Origin of the sequence: Vibrio sp. OY15 (genome assembly GCF_000742455.1) — a bacterium.
GTDB lineage: Bacteria > Pseudomonadota > Gammaproteobacteria > Enterobacterales > Vibrionaceae > Vibrio > Vibrio alginolyticus.
In genome coordinates, this window is sequence record NZ_JPIL01000014.1 from 154,490 (window position 1) to 171,688 (window position 17,199).

Annotated in this window: 14 protein-coding genes and 2 tRNA genes; 10 read left to right on the plus strand and 6 right to left on the minus strand. The window is 43.5% G+C overall.

Annotated elements, in window-relative coordinates; genetic code table 11:
• The 4 genes from IJ23_RS18315 to IJ23_RS18330 all read left to right on the plus strand — a co-directional run bounded on the left by IJ23_RS18315 (position 1) and on the right by IJ23_RS18330 (position 5,692).
• A complete protein-coding gene (locus IJ23_RS18315) occupies positions 1–291 on the plus strand; it encodes a PAAR domain-containing protein (RefSeq protein ID WP_005375969.1) in 291 nt (96 codons plus the stop codon).
• Positions 292–1,131, plus strand: coding sequence for a hypothetical protein (locus IJ23_RS18320; RefSeq protein ID WP_025767716.1), 840 nt, complete (start codon positions 292–294; stop codon positions 1,129–1,131).
• A gap of 361 nt (positions 1,132–1,492) precedes the next feature.
• Positions 1,493–2,626: an exonuclease SbcCD subunit D gene (locus tag IJ23_RS18325; protein ID WP_033907016.1), complete on the plus strand. Its 1,134-nt coding sequence runs from the start codon at positions 1,493–1,495 to the stop codon at positions 2,624–2,626.
• Positions 2,627–2,635: 9 nt separating this feature from the next.
• Entirely contained in the window at positions 2,636–5,692 is a 3,057-nt protein-coding gene (locus IJ23_RS18330; protein WP_033907017.1) for an AAA family ATPase, read from the plus strand.
• A gap of 59 nt (positions 5,693–5,751) precedes the next feature.
• On the opposite strand, the gene IJ23_RS18335 is transcribed toward IJ23_RS18330, so the two are convergent.
• The gene (locus IJ23_RS18335; RefSeq protein WP_025767719.1) at positions 5,752–6,132 is read right to left on the minus strand and encodes a cystatin domain-containing protein; all 381 of its coding nucleotides are present in this window, start codon (positions 6,130–6,132) and stop codon (positions 5,752–5,754) included.
• Between the two features lie 304 nt (positions 6,133–6,436).
• Here IJ23_RS18335 and IJ23_RS18340 point away from each other — a divergent pair, with 304 nt between their 5' ends.
• Positions 6,437–6,970 carry a lipocalin family protein gene (locus IJ23_RS18340; protein ID WP_033907019.1) on the plus strand — a complete coding sequence of 178 codons (534 nt, stop codon included), beginning with the start codon at positions 6,437–6,439 and terminating at the stop codon, positions 6,968–6,970.
• 207 nt (positions 6,971–7,177) lie between these two features.
• Here the strand turns inward: IJ23_RS18340 and IJ23_RS18345 are convergent, their stop codons facing one another.
• The 5 genes from IJ23_RS18345 to IJ23_RS18365 form a co-directional block, all read right to left on the minus strand.
• Positions 7,178–8,173, minus strand: a complete 996-nt coding sequence (locus IJ23_RS18345) for a succinylglutamate desuccinylase/aspartoacylase family protein (RefSeq protein WP_033907020.1) — start codon at positions 8,171–8,173, stop codon at positions 7,178–7,180.
• A 110-nt stretch (positions 8,174–8,283) separates the two neighbouring features.
• The gene (gene yfcC, locus IJ23_RS18350; RefSeq protein WP_081107488.1) at positions 8,284–9,816 is read right to left on the minus strand and encodes a putative basic amino acid antiporter YfcC; all 1,533 of its coding nucleotides are present in this window, start codon (positions 9,814–9,816) and stop codon (positions 8,284–8,286) included.
• 212 nt (positions 9,817–10,028) lie between these two features.
• Positions 10,029–10,349: a c-type cytochrome gene (locus IJ23_RS18355; RefSeq protein ID WP_033907021.1), complete on the minus strand. Its 321-nt coding sequence runs from the start codon at positions 10,347–10,349 to the stop codon at positions 10,029–10,031.
• Between the two features lie 78 nt (positions 10,350–10,427).
• A complete protein-coding gene (gene ltaE / locus IJ23_RS18360) occupies positions 10,428–11,432 on the minus strand; it encodes a low-specificity L-threonine aldolase (protein WP_005375978.1) in 1,005 nt (334 codons plus the stop codon).
• A gap of 22 nt (positions 11,433–11,454) precedes the next feature.
• Positions 11,455–11,970, minus strand: a complete 516-nt coding sequence (locus tag IJ23_RS18365; RefSeq protein WP_005375979.1) for an NUDIX hydrolase — start codon at positions 11,968–11,970, stop codon at positions 11,455–11,457.
• 269 nt (positions 11,971–12,239) lie between these two features.
• Here IJ23_RS18365 and IJ23_RS18370 point away from each other — a divergent pair, with 269 nt between their 5' ends.
• The 5 genes from IJ23_RS18370 to IJ23_RS18390 all read left to right on the plus strand — a co-directional run bounded on the left by IJ23_RS18370 (position 12,240) and on the right by IJ23_RS18390 (position 16,898).
• Positions 12,240–13,901 carry an ATPase RavA domain-containing protein gene (locus IJ23_RS18370; protein WP_033907022.1) on the plus strand — a complete coding sequence of 554 codons (1,662 nt, stop codon included), beginning with the start codon at positions 12,240–12,242 and terminating at the stop codon, positions 13,899–13,901.
• 9 nt (positions 13,902–13,910) lie between these two features.
• Positions 13,911–15,365 (plus strand): ATPase RavA stimulator ViaA, encoded by a 1,455-nt coding sequence (viaA, locus tag IJ23_RS18375; protein WP_033907023.1) that lies wholly within the window; start codon positions 13,911–13,913, stop codon positions 15,363–15,365.
• 204 nt (positions 15,366–15,569) lie between these two features.
• Positions 15,570–15,643 (plus strand) — tRNA-Cys (locus IJ23_RS18380).
• Between the two features lie 37 nt (positions 15,644–15,680).
• Positions 15,681–15,756: transfer RNA gene (locus IJ23_RS18385), tRNA-Gly, on the plus strand.
• A 239-nt stretch (positions 15,757–15,995) separates the two neighbouring features.
• Entirely contained in the window at positions 15,996–16,898 is a 903-nt protein-coding gene (locus tag IJ23_RS18390; protein ID WP_017633645.1) for a LysR family transcriptional regulator, read from the plus strand.
• Positions 16,899–17,199 lie beyond the last annotated feature (301 nt).

Consider the following 17,199-nt stretch of genomic DNA (forward strand, 5'->3'; position numbering starts at 1 on the left):
GTGGGTAAACCAGCCGCAATTTTGGGCAGCTTTCATCTTTGCCCTAAAAAAACAGGAAAGATACCGCATGTCGGTGGTCCCGTCGTTGTTGGCTCACCAAACGTAACGATTGGCGGGATACCTGCGGCAAGACAAGGCGACAAGCTTATTTGTATCGGTCCTCCGGATAGTATCTCAGCAGGTTCTTCTAGCGTAACAATCAACGGTAAACCAGCCGCGAGAGTCGGCGATTCAACGTCTCATGGTGGCAAAATTCTATCTGGTATGCCTACGGTTTTAATCGGAGGCTAGATGCCACTCGCATTTCAAACGCATCTTCTATCTTTTAATGGCCGTTCACACACCGTTCGCGAGATAGCTGATGATTCTTTTAGATTGTCCGAGGAAATCCGACCCCCTGACTTTGCTCAATCAATAGATGAGCATATATTAAGCCTCGTGCGCTCTGAGCGCGAGAGTCTTGAGCAAGCTGATATCAAGGGGAATCTCTGTGTTCTTTTACCATCTTCGGTGGACAAAAGTTTGCTTAAAGCATTGATAAGCGAGCTTTCTATTTTCGTTGACCAAACTGTCAATACTGAAATTTACTTTTATCCTTATGGCCAAGCTGCATTTTTGATGGCACTAAATCGGATAAATCGTGAAGTTAATGAAACGCAAGCGACTTGGATACTGGCTATAGAGGTTACGAGTGATGTAGAAGGGCATGTCAAACCTCAAAGCTCTATCATTTTAACCAAGTGTTTTTTTCGACATTCAGGTCTTGTGCCTGATGTTGTTCGAATTGATTTAGATGCCAAACAACAACGCATCGCCGTGGACAAGGTGTTTAAGCAATTAGGAGTAAGTTGTGAACATCCACTCAGTCAATTGTATTTATCCGTTAATAAGGAAGAACCGCAATGGTTAAACTCAATGCAATTCTTGTCTCCGTGGGTGACCGATCAAACTCAGTATCAATTTGTTGATATCAAACTTGGCGGATTGGGTGCATGTGGCGGCGTTTTAAAAGCGTTAGTGATTGATGAGCTTCAAAGAAGCAGCCCCTGCCCAGACTTTCACGTGTTGCAAGCGGACATCGAGTCAGATGGCTATGCGGTAGGAGTAATATACAATTGGCGTAGTGAATAGGTCTGGCTATTGCTTTTCCTTCTAGTAGTAGCTGAGGTTTTAGTGATGCAAATGTTATGGGGGATTGACTCGAAACTGGCCCTTTAATGATGTTTGGACAATGACTAGGCGCAGCTTGCTTTTCAAAATAGCTTTGCTCACCGCGTTTTTACAGTGTTCTTCTCGCTTTCTGATTAAATAGCCAGCCATAGAACACAAACCACATGAAAAGCTGTTCGACTCAAGATATCCTTACCGAAATAAAATAACTTGAGTTTTGGCTTGTTCGAGATCCCACCCGTGACGCATTCCTTTTTATAAACGGTACATGGACTCTGACAGAAGCAAGCCTACTCATAGAATTGGCGGAAAGTGAATTCGAATGAAGTTTATCCACACCTCAGATTGGCATCTTGGTCGACAATTCCACAACGTATCACTACTCGAAGATCAACAAGCAGTACTCGAACAACTGATTAACTATATTGAACGCAACCCCGTCGATGCAGTTGTAGTGGCGGGAGATATCTATGACCGTTCGGTGCCACCAACGGTTGCAATAGAACTGTTAAATCGAGTCGTGAAACGCATTTGTACCGAGTTAGAAACACCAATGATATTGATATCTGGCAACCATGATGGTGCAGAAAGGTTAGGTTTCGGCTCAGAGCAAATGAAAAATGCAGGTCTCCATATTGTTAGCAACTTTGAAGAGATGCTCACTCCCATCATCATAAAAACGGACTCTGCGGACGAGGTCGCGTTTTATGGTATGCCTTATAACGACCCTGAACAGGTCAGGTTTGCCTACAAAGCCTCGGTATCCACTCATGATGAGGCTCATCAATTGCTTGTTGAGCAAATTAAAGAGCGCTTTATCTCTAAGCAAAAGCGCGTGCTCGTGAGTCACTGTTTTGTTGATGGGGCTATCGAGTCAGACTCTGAACGACCATTATCTATTGGTGGTTCTGATCGCGTGAGTCATGAACACTTCTTAGATTTTGACTACGTCGCACTTGGTCATTTGCATCAGCCTCAAAAGAAAGGCGCAGAGCATATCCGTTACTCTGGCTCTCTCATGAAGTATAGCTTTGGTGAACAGAACCAGAGAAAAGGTTTCACGTTAGTTGAACTGGACAAGAAAGGATTTGTTTCTGCAGAGCATATTGATCTTACGGCTCCTCATGAAATGCGCATTGTAGAGGGCGAGCTGGATAAAGTTATTGAGCAAGGCAAAACAGACCCTAAGAATGAAGATTATTTGTTAGTTCGCTTGATGGATAAACATGCGATTTTAAACCCAATGGAAAAACTTCGTTCAGTGTATCCAAACGTTTTACACCTTGAGAAACCTGGCATGTTAATTGGGGTAGAGCAGGAAATGGCGCAAGCAAAGTTGGCGCGAAGCGAAATTGATATGTTCCGAGATTTTTTTATTGAGGCGCAAGATAGCCAGTTGTCTAAAGAGCAAGAGCAAGCTGTTACTGACATTATTAAGCAATTATCACAGCAATAGGGACCAAAGATGAAACCAATTAAACTAACCATGCAAGCCTTTGGTCCGTTTGCAAAAACTGAAATCATTGATTTTGAGAAGCTTGGCAGTAACCCTCTATTTTTGATTAATGGTCCTACAGGTTCCGGTAAAACGTCGATCTTAGATGCCATTTGCTTCGCCCTTTATGGTGAAACCACAGGTAATGAGCGACAAGGTATTCAGATGCGGTGTGACTTATCCGCGCAAGATTTACCAACCGAAGTAGTTCTCGAATTTTCGTTACACGGCAAACAATACCGAGTTGTTCGATCCCCTGAGCAGGAAGCGCCCAAGGCCCGTGGTGAAGGGATGACGATTAAAAAGCACACTGCGGCTCTTTATGAACTCGGTGAGACTGAAACGCTTATCACCAGCAAGACGACTCAGGTTAAAACTGAAGTTAGCAATATTATTGGCTTGAATGAAACTCAATTTCGTCAAGTTATGGTGTTGCCTCAAGGAAAATTCCGAGAACTGTTGCTTGCTAGCTCTAAAGAGCGTGAAGAAATTTTTGGCCAGCTCTTTCAAACTGACATATATAAAAAAATTGAGTACGCGCTCAAAGATAAAGCGAGTGCAATTAGTAAAGCGAAAGGCGAATTTGATAATCAAATTCGAGGTGCTTTACAAGTTGCAGAAGCGAGTTCTGAACAAGAGCTATTACAACAACTGGAACAAGTAACTAAGCAATTAGAGTCTGATAAAAAGAATGAGCAAGCAGCGTTAGATAAGCTCAATACTGCTAAATCTGAATTGCAAAAAGCGGAAACCTTGAATGGAGAGTTTTCGAAACGAGAGCAAGCAGAAAGCGCACTCAAGCTGCATCTAGAACACTCAGATTCGATAAAAGCTCGTCAACAGCAATTAGAAAACGCTAAAAATGCCAATAAGATAGAGTTGCCCTACATCTCATTACAAAATGCAAAAGCTCAAACGCAAGAGCTTAGGCAAAAAATCGTAGCTTTGAAAGAGAGTCTCGAAAAAGCTAATGTCGTTGCGAGAGAACAAGAAAACTTGCAGCAAAGTGCAAAAAAGGCAGCGGCAAAGGTCCCGCAGTTAACGCAACTGCAGTATCAACTTGAAAGTATGAAAAACAAGTTGGTCGAGAAAGACAATTTGGAAAGTAAAATAACGGCGGGTTATCAACAAAAACAACAATTTGAAGCAACGTTAAAACAGTACATAGAACTAAAAGATAAGTTAACGTTACAGGCCCAGCAGGGACAGAAGGAGCTAGAGAAAGCACGAGTTGATGTTGCGCTTATTGGCAGCATCGATGCGGAAATAAAACAAAAACAACGGCTGTTACAGGATCTACAAAAGCTGCATGATCTTACTTTAGAGCTCTCTAAACTCAATGCGCTAACTGTAGGCAAGCAGCAGTCACTACACGAAGCCAGTCAGCGCTATATGCAGCGTCAACAAGCCGCTGATACGATAGAGCTTAAGTGGCACAACGCTCAAGCGGCAGTATTAGCGCAGCGACTAAAAGCAGGTGAAGCATGCCCGGTGTGTGGTAGCGAAACGCATCCTAACCCCGCAACGTTTGTTGAAGAAGCCGTTACAAAAGAGCAAGTTCAGGCGGCTAGAGCGAAAGAGCGAGAAGCTCAAACCTTGTTGAACCAACTAAGCAATCAGCTAGAACAACATAACGTTGTCATTAGTCAGTATCAGAATCAGTGTAACCAGTTGAAAGAGGAGTTGGGTGAGTATGCTACATCTGATATCTCGACGGTTCAAAATGATTTGCAAGCGATCAATGCTCAACTCCTACGTCTACAAGCTATTGATATTGAAAAGCTAGAAAAGAACGTTGAACAGCTTAATCAACGCTGCGTCGTGGGTGAAAATAAAATTCATGAGCTGCAGAATCAAATGGCGGCAAATGAATCAACCGTTAAAGCGAACCAAGAACAATTGGCTCAATTACAAGCTTCTATTGACCCAAAATACAGTTCCGCTGACTTGCTTGAACGTGAAATTTTGCTGACAAACGAGCAAATTCTGAGTTTGAACAAAGGCTTAGAAAAGGCGCAAAACGCTTTGCAGCAAGCGATATTGGAGAAATCAAATGCGGAAAGTCACTTAGCGACGAACAAGCAGTGGTTATCTGAGTCAGAGCAAAAACTTAGCCAAGCAGAATTAGCGTGGAATGAGGCGCTACAGGCGAGTAAATTTGAGGATGAAAGCCATTATCTAAGTAGTCGAGTGGGAGATGATGAACTTCAAGCCTGGCAGCAAGAAATAGACAGTTTCAAACAGGCACAAACCAAGCTTGAGCAAACACTACATGATTTAAATCATGCATTGAAAGATCTTGAAAGGCCTAATTTGGAGTCGTTTAACGACAGGTTAACCACTCTGCAGGCGCAATATATTGAAGTAAGGAATCAACTTGATACCACACGCTCAATATTTGAACGTCTTGAAAAGGTTCGTAAAGATATTGCCGTGTTGCATGAGAAAAATAGTAAGTTAGAAGAAGAATACAAAGTCTTTGGTACGTTGTACGACGTTGCTAGCGGTAAAACAGGCAGCAGGGTTAGCCTACATCGCTTTGTTCTTGGTGTACTGTTGGATGATGTGCTGATTCAGGCCTCTCAACGCTTAAGCCTTATGAGTAAAGGGCGCTATATTCTTGCTCGAAAAACAGAGGGCTTCAAAGGCGCAGCGGGTCGCGGCTTAGATTTAATGGTTGAAGATGGCTACACAGGAAAAACGCGTGATGTTGCGACACTTTCCGGCGGTGAATCATTTATGGCAGCGCTTGCTCTGGCACTTGGTTTGTCGGATGTTGTGCAATCCTATAGTGGCGGTATTCGTTTAGACACTTTATTTATTGATGAGGGCTTCGGTAGTTTAGACCCAGAGTCTTTAGATCTTGCTATTCAAACGCTAGTGGACTTGCAACAGACTGGGCGCATGATCGGTGTTATTTCTCACGTTTCTGAGCTGAAAGAGCAAATGGCGCAGAGGATTGATGTTGAACCATCAAGACTTGGTTCAACGGTGTCGATTAAATCTCAATGTCGCTTCGCTGTCTAATTCAGTGACTACTGTTAGATCAAAAAGCCCCTATTGTTAGGGGCTTTCTGACTAAGTCGCTACTGTTCGCAAAAGTGGCCTTCTTTTGGTGATTGGGTAATCGCATATTCGCCATCAAGGTTGCGATAAACAATCGTGTTCCAAACAGAGCCATCATCCAATTCAAACTCAATAGCATAGTTGACGCCGCTAACGATTTGCGCGTGAACATTCAGTATTCGTTTAAACGACGCTATTGTGTCCATTTTCTTTAAAACAAAGGCCATTGCCTTTTGTGCATCAGGGGTCGCGTTAAACTCATTCCACCCACCTGGCATGTTTCCTTGTGCATTACATACATCTGCCGAGGTCGTTAATTGTGTCGTTTCGCTCGGCTTTTCCTGCTGACAACCTGCAAGTAACACCAAAAGTGCACAAACTGACACTGTTTTTAATTTCATAACAATAACCTCTGTCTATAACGCAACGTATTATAGGAGGGTGATATGCCTACGAATGTCTATGTTGTGCAAAGTTTCTATATGCATAGGGTTAAATGCTGACAAAATGTACAAGCATGGTCAGCTTGTAAGTCAAAAATAGAGCAATCTTGTTAACGATTTGCTGAGATGACGAGGTTTCGGTGTTCAGTGCGCTATTGATGAAGAATTGTGATGTGTACCTATGAAGGTGATGGTGCGGCTTAGTGATCGATTTGTTATCTTCTAGAGTAAAATCAATCACTAATTAAAATTTAGGTGTTGTATGAAATCGATAAAAATATTTTTACTTTTGTCACTTGCAACTTTATTTGGTTGTACCTCGAAGCCGGATGGGGTGGAACCCGTCAATAATTTCGATTTAGAGCCATATCTAGGTAAGTGGTATGAGATTGCACGCCTAGACCATTCATTTGAGCGAGGCTTATCCAACGTTACCGCTGAGTATCAGGTTCGCGAGGATGGTGGGGTTAAGGTGATAAACCGTGGATATTCCGAAGAAGAGCGACAGTGGTCAGAAGCTAAAGGCAAAGCTTATTTTGTTGAAGATAAAACGGTTGGACACTTAAAGGTTTCCTTTTTTGGGCCAATATACTCTTCTTACATTGTGTTTGAGCTAGGTGAAAACTATGACTATGCGTTTGTCTCCGGTTACAACCACGACTACTTGTGGCTATTGTCTAGAACGCCTAATGTTGATGAGAAAGTAGTGGAGCGCTTTAAGTACGTAGCTACAGAGAAAGGTTTCGCTATCGACGAGCTCATTTTTGTTGAACAAGAGAAACAACGGCAGCTTTAAGTTCATCAGCGTGGCTGAAAAAGCGGACAGAGGGGAAGCTTCCTAATTAAGAGCTCAGTTTGTCATTTCGCTTAACAGTAATTTGTTACCGCGTAACTTAATGTGGTCAAAATGGATATAGCCCCATCATTTGTGATTACTCGTGATGGGGTTTATATAAATTTGAGTGAGCGTCGAAAGGTTGATCTATCAACAAACGGTTATGGTTTATTTAATCAAACGAACGATCAGGGAGCCTGGTGCTCGAATAGATTCAACATTGTGGCTAAGTACTGTGCCGCTTGTTGGGGCGGTGTAGCGTTTAATCTCAGCGCCAAAGCTGTCGTATTGAATCGCAAGAAGTTGACCTTGCTCGACAAAATCCATCAAACTAACATGAGGCAGTACAAAGCCGCCGTGTGTCGCTTTCACACTGATGATTTCGTTTCCTTCCAAGCATGACGTAATAGTGTCCACATCACCTTCAACAATGTTATGCTCTTTCAGCACATTAAAAATGCCTGTTACAGTTCGACTGATAAGTTCTTGCTCGGTATATCGCCCCATACCTACTTCAACAGTAATACTTGGGACACCATGGTTATTCCAGACCGTTTCAAGGACGCCAGCATCTCCAGGATCATTTAAAATCGCATCAGGATTAATGAGGCGAGCCATTTCTAATGATTGCTCGATTCGGAAATCTGCAAACACGTAAAGTGGATAGGCCGCACCACTGGTTTGAGTGTGAAGGTCAATGGCTAAATCAGCATTTGGCTTGAGCAAATCATTCCACAATGCATATAAGTAACGTTGGGCCTCATTGCCGTTTTGGTCACCAGGAAAAAAGCGGTTTAAGTTTGCAGGAGACGCATCAGGGTCTGCGGAATAGAAATCGCGGCTGTGGTTTAGCATACCTGGCATGTTAATGGTTGGAACAATAGTGACAGTACCAGCGACTTCAGTGCCGATGAGCTCTCGAGCAGTTTTCTGCGCTGCTAACACACCATTGTACTCATCACCATGAACCCCTGCGGTAATCATGATCTTCTTGCCAGGTTTTTCACCTTTGAACACTAGCACAGGTAGGTGTTGCCACTGAGAGAGAGCATTCGTTGCGATGCGAAACCAAAACTTATGCTCGCCCGAATTTAGGTCTGCTACATTGAGAGATTGAATCACTTGATGACCCTGAATCACGTCATCGAGAAATTGTGTTGCCATTAAAGTTACCACTCCAAAACCATAAGCTAATCTAAAACCTTAGCGTCGTCATACCATGAATGTTAATAAGGCGAGAACATGTCTCGCCTTAATTACCAATTGGTTTCGTTTTACGCAAAACCCATAATATGAGCTGCGATAACGACGATACTTGATAGGGTAAAGAGTAATAGAATAAATCGCCAGCAGAATTTTGCCCAGTCACCCCAGTCGATACGGCAGACACCAAGCGTTGCCATGAGAGATGCCGAAGTAGGGACGATAACGTTAGTAAAGCCATCGCCAAGTTGGAATGATAAAACTGCCACTTGGCGTGTAACGCCTGCAATGTCTGCCAGAGGGGCCAGTAGAGGCATCGTTAGTGCCGCTTGTCCAGAGCCCGAAGTGACGAAGAAGTTGAAGATAGATTGGAATACATACATTAACCATGCCGCAGCCACGTCAGGAAGCCCGCTAATCACGCCGCCAGCACTGTTTAGAATTGAGTTCAGTACACTCGCTTCATCAGTTGTACCACCACCAAGGATCAACAATACACCTTTTGCACAACCCACTAATAGGGCAGGTGCAAGCATAATAGCTGCACCTTCTTTAAATGCATCAGCTGCGCAGTTCAGCGTCATACCGTTCAGGCGGAAAATCGTACCGATGATCGCGACAACAAAGCCCATAGTGAAAAATTGAGAAGCGATTTCTGGGATGTACCATGCGTTAGCGACCACGCCCCAAACGACCCACACCGTGGTCGCAATAACCGTAAGGATAACGAGTGTGTCACCTAGGTTCCAACGAGAATCTTGATTGCCAAGCTCTTGCTGACGGAAATACTGGTCTGTGCGATGGCTGTAAGAAAGTGTAGGATTTGACTTCACACGAGCGGCGTAGATCATTGTGAAAGCGATACCGATTAACGTAAAGCCAGCCCATAACCCCATGCGCGCTGTCATGCCGGATAAAACAGGTACACCCGCAATGCCTTGCGCAATAGCGACGGAAAAAGGGTTCATCCAAGAAGTAGCGAAGCCAATTTGAGTCGCAACATAGGTAACCATCACCGTAGTGATACCATCATAACCAAGGCGAACCATAAGCGGCGCGATAATAATCGCAAATGCTACGGCTTCTTCACCCATACCAAATACCGCACCGCCTAGCGAGAACAGCAAAAATAGCACTGGAATGAATAGTGCTTCGTTACCTTTGGTCTTATCGATAAGGCGCAGGATACCGTTATCGATTGTGCCTGTGCGCATTACAACGCCGAAAGCACCGCCTATAACCAACATGAACATAATCACGCCGATTGCGCTGCCCCATTTAGAGCCAGAAACTAGCCCTTCGAAAGGGAAGTTCATCAAACCAATGCCACCACCAGAAGCAAACAGGCCAACCTTGTTGTAAACCAATTCACCGTTTTCGTCGGTTGCATAAGAGAAAGAAGAAGGATCGATAACTGTGCGAGTTTTTTCTGCACCGTCGACCATGTAGGTCACCTGTTGGCTATCAAAATGACCAGCAGGAATTAAGTAGGTAAGAATCGCAGCAAGAATACCAACAATGAAGATCAAAATGAGGGTATCTGGCATCTGCCACGACTTAGGGGTAGCAACCGAGTCTGCTGGTTGCGCATGTGTGTGAGACATAACTTACTTCACGTCAAATTCAATAAAGCATGAAATATCGATAAAATAGAATAAAAAGTCAATATTAATGCTTATGTTGAACTATAAATTCATCAAATATTTGAAGTGAAGTTAATTTGATTGTTTTGTGGCCAAATGTTGGGTTAATATTTCAATATGCGTTGAGTTTGGATGATTCACGAGCTTTCATAGTGCATCTACAAGTGATCTAATCACTTGATTTCCTTCTGTTCTGCATAAAAAGCAGCGACATCACGAAGGTCTTCATCATTTAACATTTTTAACTGTGCTGCCATCATTTCTGCAAGTGGCCCTTTACGCTCACCGGCTTGGTAAGATTTCATGGCATTGTAAAGGTACTGAGTATTTTGACCAGCAAGGCTTGGATAGGTGTTGTTCGTTGCGATGCCTGTAACACCGTGACAATAGACACAGCTAGGTGATTTGATTTTACCTTTATCAGCATCACCAAACGGCTCGGCATGGATAGCGGAAGAGAAAATAAAAGAGATTAGAAGTACAAATCTGAGCATGGAGGTTATCTATTCGCTAAAAATCATGCCGATACAATAAAGCTTCCCCTTAGGGGAAGCTCAATGATCAAAATCAAATTAAAGTAGAGATTTTATACTTGATAAGAAAGTGTCGATGTCTTTCGCTGAAATATCTTTATGAGTTACAAAACGAATTGGATTTCCAGGGGTTATCGTGATGTTTTGTTCCTTTAGTTTCGCTGCGATACTTACTATGTCCACTTGAGGATCAAGCTTCGCGAACACGATGTTCGTTTGAACAAATTCAGGGTTGACTGAAAAACCAGGCAGTTCTGCTAAGCCTTCCGCTAAGGTTTTTGCGTTGATGTGATCTTGTTTTAGCTGTTCCACTTGTTCGGTAAGGGCAAGTTTGCCTGCTGCGGCAAGAATACCCGCTTGACGCATACCACCGCCGACCATCTTTCTTAAGCGACGTGCTTTTGCGATGTAGTCTTTGCTACCAAGCAGTAGCGAGCCAACAGGGGCAGCCAGACCTTTCGACAGACAGATCGTCATTGAATCAAAGTACTGACCGATCTCTTTTACCGGAACATCAAGTGCAACGGCTGCATTAAAAACGCGAGCGCCATCTAGATGCATCTGCAAGTTATGTTTATTCACGAAGTCACGTGCTTCTGCTAAGTAAGACAGAGGTAGTACTTTACCATTAATTGTGTTTTCTAAGCTGAGAAGCTTAGTGCGAGCAAAGTGACAATCATCTGGTTTAATCGCAGCAGCCAGTTTATCAAATGGTAGCGTGCCATCTGGGTTATTTTCGACTGGTTGAGGTTGAATTGATCCCAAAACCGCCGCGCCACCAGCTTCGTATTTGTAGTTATGTGCTTGTTGCCCACATAGATATTCATCTCCCCGCTCGCAATGCGCCATTAAACCGAGCAGATTGGCTTGAGTGCCTGAAGTGGTAAACAAAGCTGCTTCGAAACCAGCAAGCTGCGCAGCAAATTTTTCAAGCTCATTGACCGTAGGGTCATCACCATAAACATCATCCCCAACGGGGGCCTTAAACATGGCTTCTCGCATGGCTTGGGTGGGCTGTGTAACGGTATCTGATCGAAAATCCATGAATGTCTCCTTGGTCAAAGTCCTAAATATATCCGCAAAGGCGCGCTTTGCTTAAGCAAGCGATCGTTTTGGCATCGGTGATCGTGCCATCGACAATCTTTTCTTCGAGTTGCTTGATTGACAAGGTGACGACCTCAATCACTTCGTCTTCATCGCACTCGTAACGGTTCGTTTTGTTAAGCTTTTCGGCAACAAATAGATACTGTATCTCATCACAAAATCCGGCAAGAGGGGTGACTTGGCCGAGAGACGTGAATTTCTCTGCACTAAACCCCGTTTCTTCCTCTAGCTCTCTTTTGGCGCAGCAGAGTGGCTCTTCGTTGCCTTCTCTGGTACCAGCAGGAAGTTCCAATAGCCATTTATTAAGTGAAGGCCGAAATTGGTGGACAAGGACAATGTGACCCTCCGCTGTAATAGGGAGAATCACCGCAGCACCCGGATGATGGATTGTGGTGTGCGTAATTGCCTGTCCTGTAGGAAGCACAACGTCTTCTTCAATCAGAGAAATTTGCTTCCATTTATGAATTATCTTGCTCATGCAGTTATGAACCCTAGCTGTTACCGCATTTTTGACGTTTTTCGACATTAACCACAAATGGTGGGAAACAAAAGCAAAAAATACTGCAACACGACGAAAGCGTTTGCACTTTAAGTGAGCAATGTCTCATAAATGGAAACTTTGATTGCTTCGTCAAGAAGGGGAAAAGCATCTGCTATAAGGGGAATTCGACAAAATACATTTGTAACAAAGTTATAACAAGTGTATAAAAATGTTAACGCAATACCACTTCAGTAGCCGGAGAACGTATGACACAAACCTTATTTGCCTCAAATGCCGAAAAAGCGCTTCTCTCAGAACGCATCAATAAATTGGCGAAAGCGTTAACGGATGGCGTTTATGAGCGTGAACATACGATCAAGCTCTGCCTTCTTGCTGCACTTGCTGGTGAAAGTGTTTTTCTTTTAGGCCCCCCTGGTATTGCAAAAAGCTTAATTGCCAAACGACTCATCCAAGCGTTCGATAACAGCAGTTACTTCGAATACCTGATGACGCGCTTCTCAACCCCTGAAGAGGTGTTTGGGCCACTGAGTATCCAAGAGCTAAAAGACAACGGCCGTTATGTTCGCTTAACTAAAGGGTATATGCCAACTGCACAAGTCGTATTTTTGGATGAAATCTGGAAGGCGGGGCCTGCAATTCTTAACACATTGCTGACAGTGGTTAATGAGAAAACATTCAAAAATGGCAGCGATATCGAGCGTGTGCCAATGCGCCTGTTGGTATCGGCTTCCAATGAATTACCCGATGAAGATAGTGGATTGGATGCCCTCTACGACCGCATGTTGGTGCGTGTGTTTGTGAATCGAATTCAGAATAAACAAAACTTTAAGTCGATGTTGACTGTGGGCACATCGCAAGAGGCACAAGTACCAGAAGGCCTAGCGATAACTGATGAAGAATATCATCAATGGCAACAACAGCTCGACAAATTGACGCTAACCGATAATGCATTCGAAAAGCTTTTCCAGCTTAAAACGATGTTAGAAAGCAAAGTTGAAGCTCAGTTTGGTGATGTGGCCAATACCGACATGTATGTCTCTGACCGCCGCTGGAAGAAAGCCGTGAAGTTGTTAAAAGCGAGCGCGTTTTTTAATGGTCGCGATGAAATCAATCCGCTTGACCTTCTACTGCTGCAAGATTGTTTATGGAACAGTCCTGAATCGCGAGATGTGGTACGTGAAGTGGTTCAAGAGTTCGCCTTAAAACATGCATTTGATCAACAAGACGCGGAGCAGGAAATCGAGTACTGCCGTGAGTCTTTGGTTGATGTTCAACATGAACTTGAAGATGCCTACCGCATGACGTTAACGTCTGAAGCGGCAACGGGTATTTTGCGCAAAGAAACCATGCGCTTTGATACCTCTAAAGCCAAGATGTACAAAGTTGGCGCAGCCGTTAACTTAGTTAAATTGGTGGTCTTGCAAAGCAACATGTCGGTTTCAGAATCAGAAAAAGGTGATAGCCGCTGGGTTTATGTACCCAAAGATGAGTTAGATCGAGTCATTAAAGAGGGAAGCGGTGATGTGTATGGTTACGTCAATCAAAACACCAACATGTGCCGTTTACGATTTGACGTTGACGCGGCGAATAACCTAGTTATCCGTGATATCGCGAACCGAGGCATTCTGGTTAGCCTAGTGACTCAAGAGGGCTTGGATGTAGAGCTTTACCAAAAGTGGTTAACGCAGAGCGAAAAAGCCGTAAATCAGCTTAGTGAGGCAGAACACCATATGCGTAAGGTGAAAGCGAACTTTCATGATGCGCTTCCGCATAGCTTTGTTGATCCTGAATTACCCCGCCTAATGGAGTCGAGTCTGCAACAGGTCAGTCAGAGACTTGAATCAATCCAAGCAGAAAGTGAAAAAGTTATCCAACGCTTTAAAAACTTAAATCAGTTTTTCTCATAAGGAGACGACATGCTAGGTGCAGACGGACTTAACCTCGCGCTGATGGTGGCCGACTCCGGCATCATCGATAGCGCAGTTAATGATTTGATGGCTCGTTCACAAGTCATGATGATGGCAGAAAACCGAGGTGTTAAATCTTCGGTCAAAGGTCACTTGTTAAAGTGGCGAGGCAGCGTCAAAAAACGGATCACCAAGGTATGTGAGACAGAGCGTTTCCAACAAGAGCTGTCTTTATATCAAGAGGTTATTCATTGGGATGAAGAGGCGTTTTTTGAAAACATCGAAGATGTGATTAAAAAGCTGGAATGGCACTCTGCGTTTTACATGCAAGCTCGCCGAATGATGGAAAAGAACAAAGGGATGAATAACCCTATGTTCCCACATTACTTTTGTGACCAATGGTACCAAAGCCTCACCGATGCAATAAAACAAGCGCAAGTAAGCGAGCTTGAAGCCAATAAAGAAAAGGTGCTGAATGACCTGTATCAACGTATGGAAACCATGCGTAATATGGATAAAGTCACGGAGTCGGGTGATGCTGAAAGTGTAGGGCGCCTGTGGGATATGGCATCTGCCAAGTTGAGTAAAACAGACTTAACGGTGATGAAGCGCCATGCTGAGTTTCTGAAGAAGCACCAAGGCTTGCAAGAAATTGCGGAGCAACTCGGTCGTATGGCGGGGCAAGTAAATGATCCTGAACTAAATCGTGCGCCCACTGAAGAACTTCAATTGGTCGAAGAGAAAAGTGATGAGGCGACGGATGATATTGTCGGTATTCACGAAAGCGATGATCTAAATAAGCTACTTCCCAACGAAACGATGTTTTTGGCGTATCCTGAACTTGAAGTTGTGTTCTATAAACACTTAGTTGATAAACGGCTCATGAACTATCGTACACAAGGCAAATCGCGCACGTTACGTAAAGTTAAAGCTCACCGACCTGACCATAAAGCGGTAGATATCGAAAAAGGCCCCTTCATTGTTTGTGTGGACGCGTCCGGTTCCATGAGTGGCTTTCCTGAGCAATGCGCCAAAGCCATGGCTTATGCTCTGATGCAAATCGCACTAGCGGAGCAACGTGATTGCTATGTCATTATTTTTTCTACGGAACACATTACCTACGAACTAACCAAACAAGATGGTCTGCGCGAGGCGGCGGACTTTCTAACTTATAGCTTCCATGGTGGTACAGACTTAGAGCCAACTTTGATTAAATCTATCGACTTGATGAGCGGTGATAAATATAAAAACGCAGACATGGTAGTCATTTCCGACTTTATCGCGCCAAAACAACAAGACGAGTTACTGGCCAAAGTGGATGCGCTCAAAGCGAAGAAAAACCGTTTTCACGCGATTAGCTTATCGAAATACGGAAATCCTGCATTAATGTCGATGTTTGATCACACTTGGTCTTATCACCCTAATGTTGTGGGAAGATTGCTAAAAAGGGTCAGCAACTATTAAACGCCTTAATGTTTCATGGGACAAAACGAACTGAAAGCGAGATTTATATTGCTTCGTTTTAAGCCAATAAGATCGAACTTTGGTCGAATTGACTTAAAAGAAATCAAACGAACAGAAAATGAAATGTTTTTGTTTGACTATCTTCTCTCAATCCGTAAAGTAGCCACCAACGCAACGGGGTAGAGCCCTGAAGCGTAATAAAAAGGCGCCTTGGCAGAGTGGCTATGCAGCGGATTGCAAATCCGTGGACCTCGGTTCGACTCCGGGAGGCGCCTCCATTATTCTTTTGAGAGCGAATGGCTTTCAAGAATAAATGCGACACTAGCTCAGTTGGTAGAGCGCAACCTTGCCAAGGTTGAGGTCACGAGTTCGAACCTCGTGTGTCGCTCCAAATTATTCAGATATGGCCATGGCGGTATCTCGATGCCAAGTGCATCAACTTAAAACCAGCGAAAGCTGGTTTTTTTGTATCTGAAGACTGATAAATTCACACCATCTCTTTTTCATTACCTGTGAGCTTAGCAACCCCATCTCTGTCACGAGTTTCTGATATTAAGTGTGACCCGATGTTTCGCACCTCAGCCAATTTCAGTTTACAATACGGGCTTCCAAAGGATTTGACGAAGACGCATGAGAAATACCGACGATTACATCATTTTTTATCACTTGATCGAGCAAGGTTCATTCAGTGCTGCCGCTAGACATATGTCACTGACCAAATCGGTCGTCAGTAAACGGATTGCCAAGCTTGAACAAGAGCTTGGTGTACAGCTTCTCTACCGAACAACGCGAACGCTAACGTTGACTGAAGCAGGACGAGCGTTTTTTACTCATGCAAAAGCGGTTTATCAAGCGGTGGCAACGGCGGAAGAATCCATTGTGGGTTTAGGTAAAAACTTATCTGGAAACATTAAAATTTCGGTGCCTACTATCTCTGGTGAATTAATTCTTCCTCAAGTGATTAATGAATTTAATCAGAAATACCCAGACATCAATATCGATATGGATCTAGATAATCGTTTCGTCGATATCGTGAATGAACGTTTTGATTTGGCAATTAGAACGGGTGTGTTGCCAGATTCTAGTCTGATTGCAAGAAAGCTGGTGGATGCAAATTGGATCATTTGCGCGTCACCCCAATACCTAGCTAAACATGGCATACCTAAACAACCTCAAGCCTTGGCTAAACACAATTGTTTAGTCTATTCCTACCAAGAAACCGGAGCGCATGAGTGGGCGTTTAAAGATGGAGACGAGGTATATCAAATCACCGTCGACGGTAACCTCTGTACTAACAATTCTTCTGTATTGAGAAATGTGGCGCTGTTAGGGCAGGGAATCATCTATGTGCCGCGTGTATTGGTTTATGAAGACTTAAAACAAGGCAGTCTGATTCAGTTATTTAAAGACGAAACAGCCAAATGTTTGGGTATTTATGCGGTGTACCCGTACACTCGTCAGCAACCAGAAAAAATTAAGATCTTTATCGATCATCTATACACAAGCTTTCAAAGTCAAAACCATCGATTTTAAGCCAATAACTCAACACCGATCGTTATGTTGGTGTTGAGCTTATGTTTCCATCTTCATTTCTAAGAGTCCTCTTAAATTTAGGAGCTTACGCTTCTCCTCGTTTTCTTCACTAATATTGATAACAAGATACCCCGCACAACTGTTAACAAATGGTTTTGCTATTGTTTCTTTTAAGAAACGGTCTGTTTCTTACGTTAAATTTCTCAAATGTGAAAGATAAGTAACAGAAAAATAAAGAATTATTTTGTTTGTTGTTTATTGATTACGTATTGTTCGTCCGCCTGACATAGACGCAGAGAAA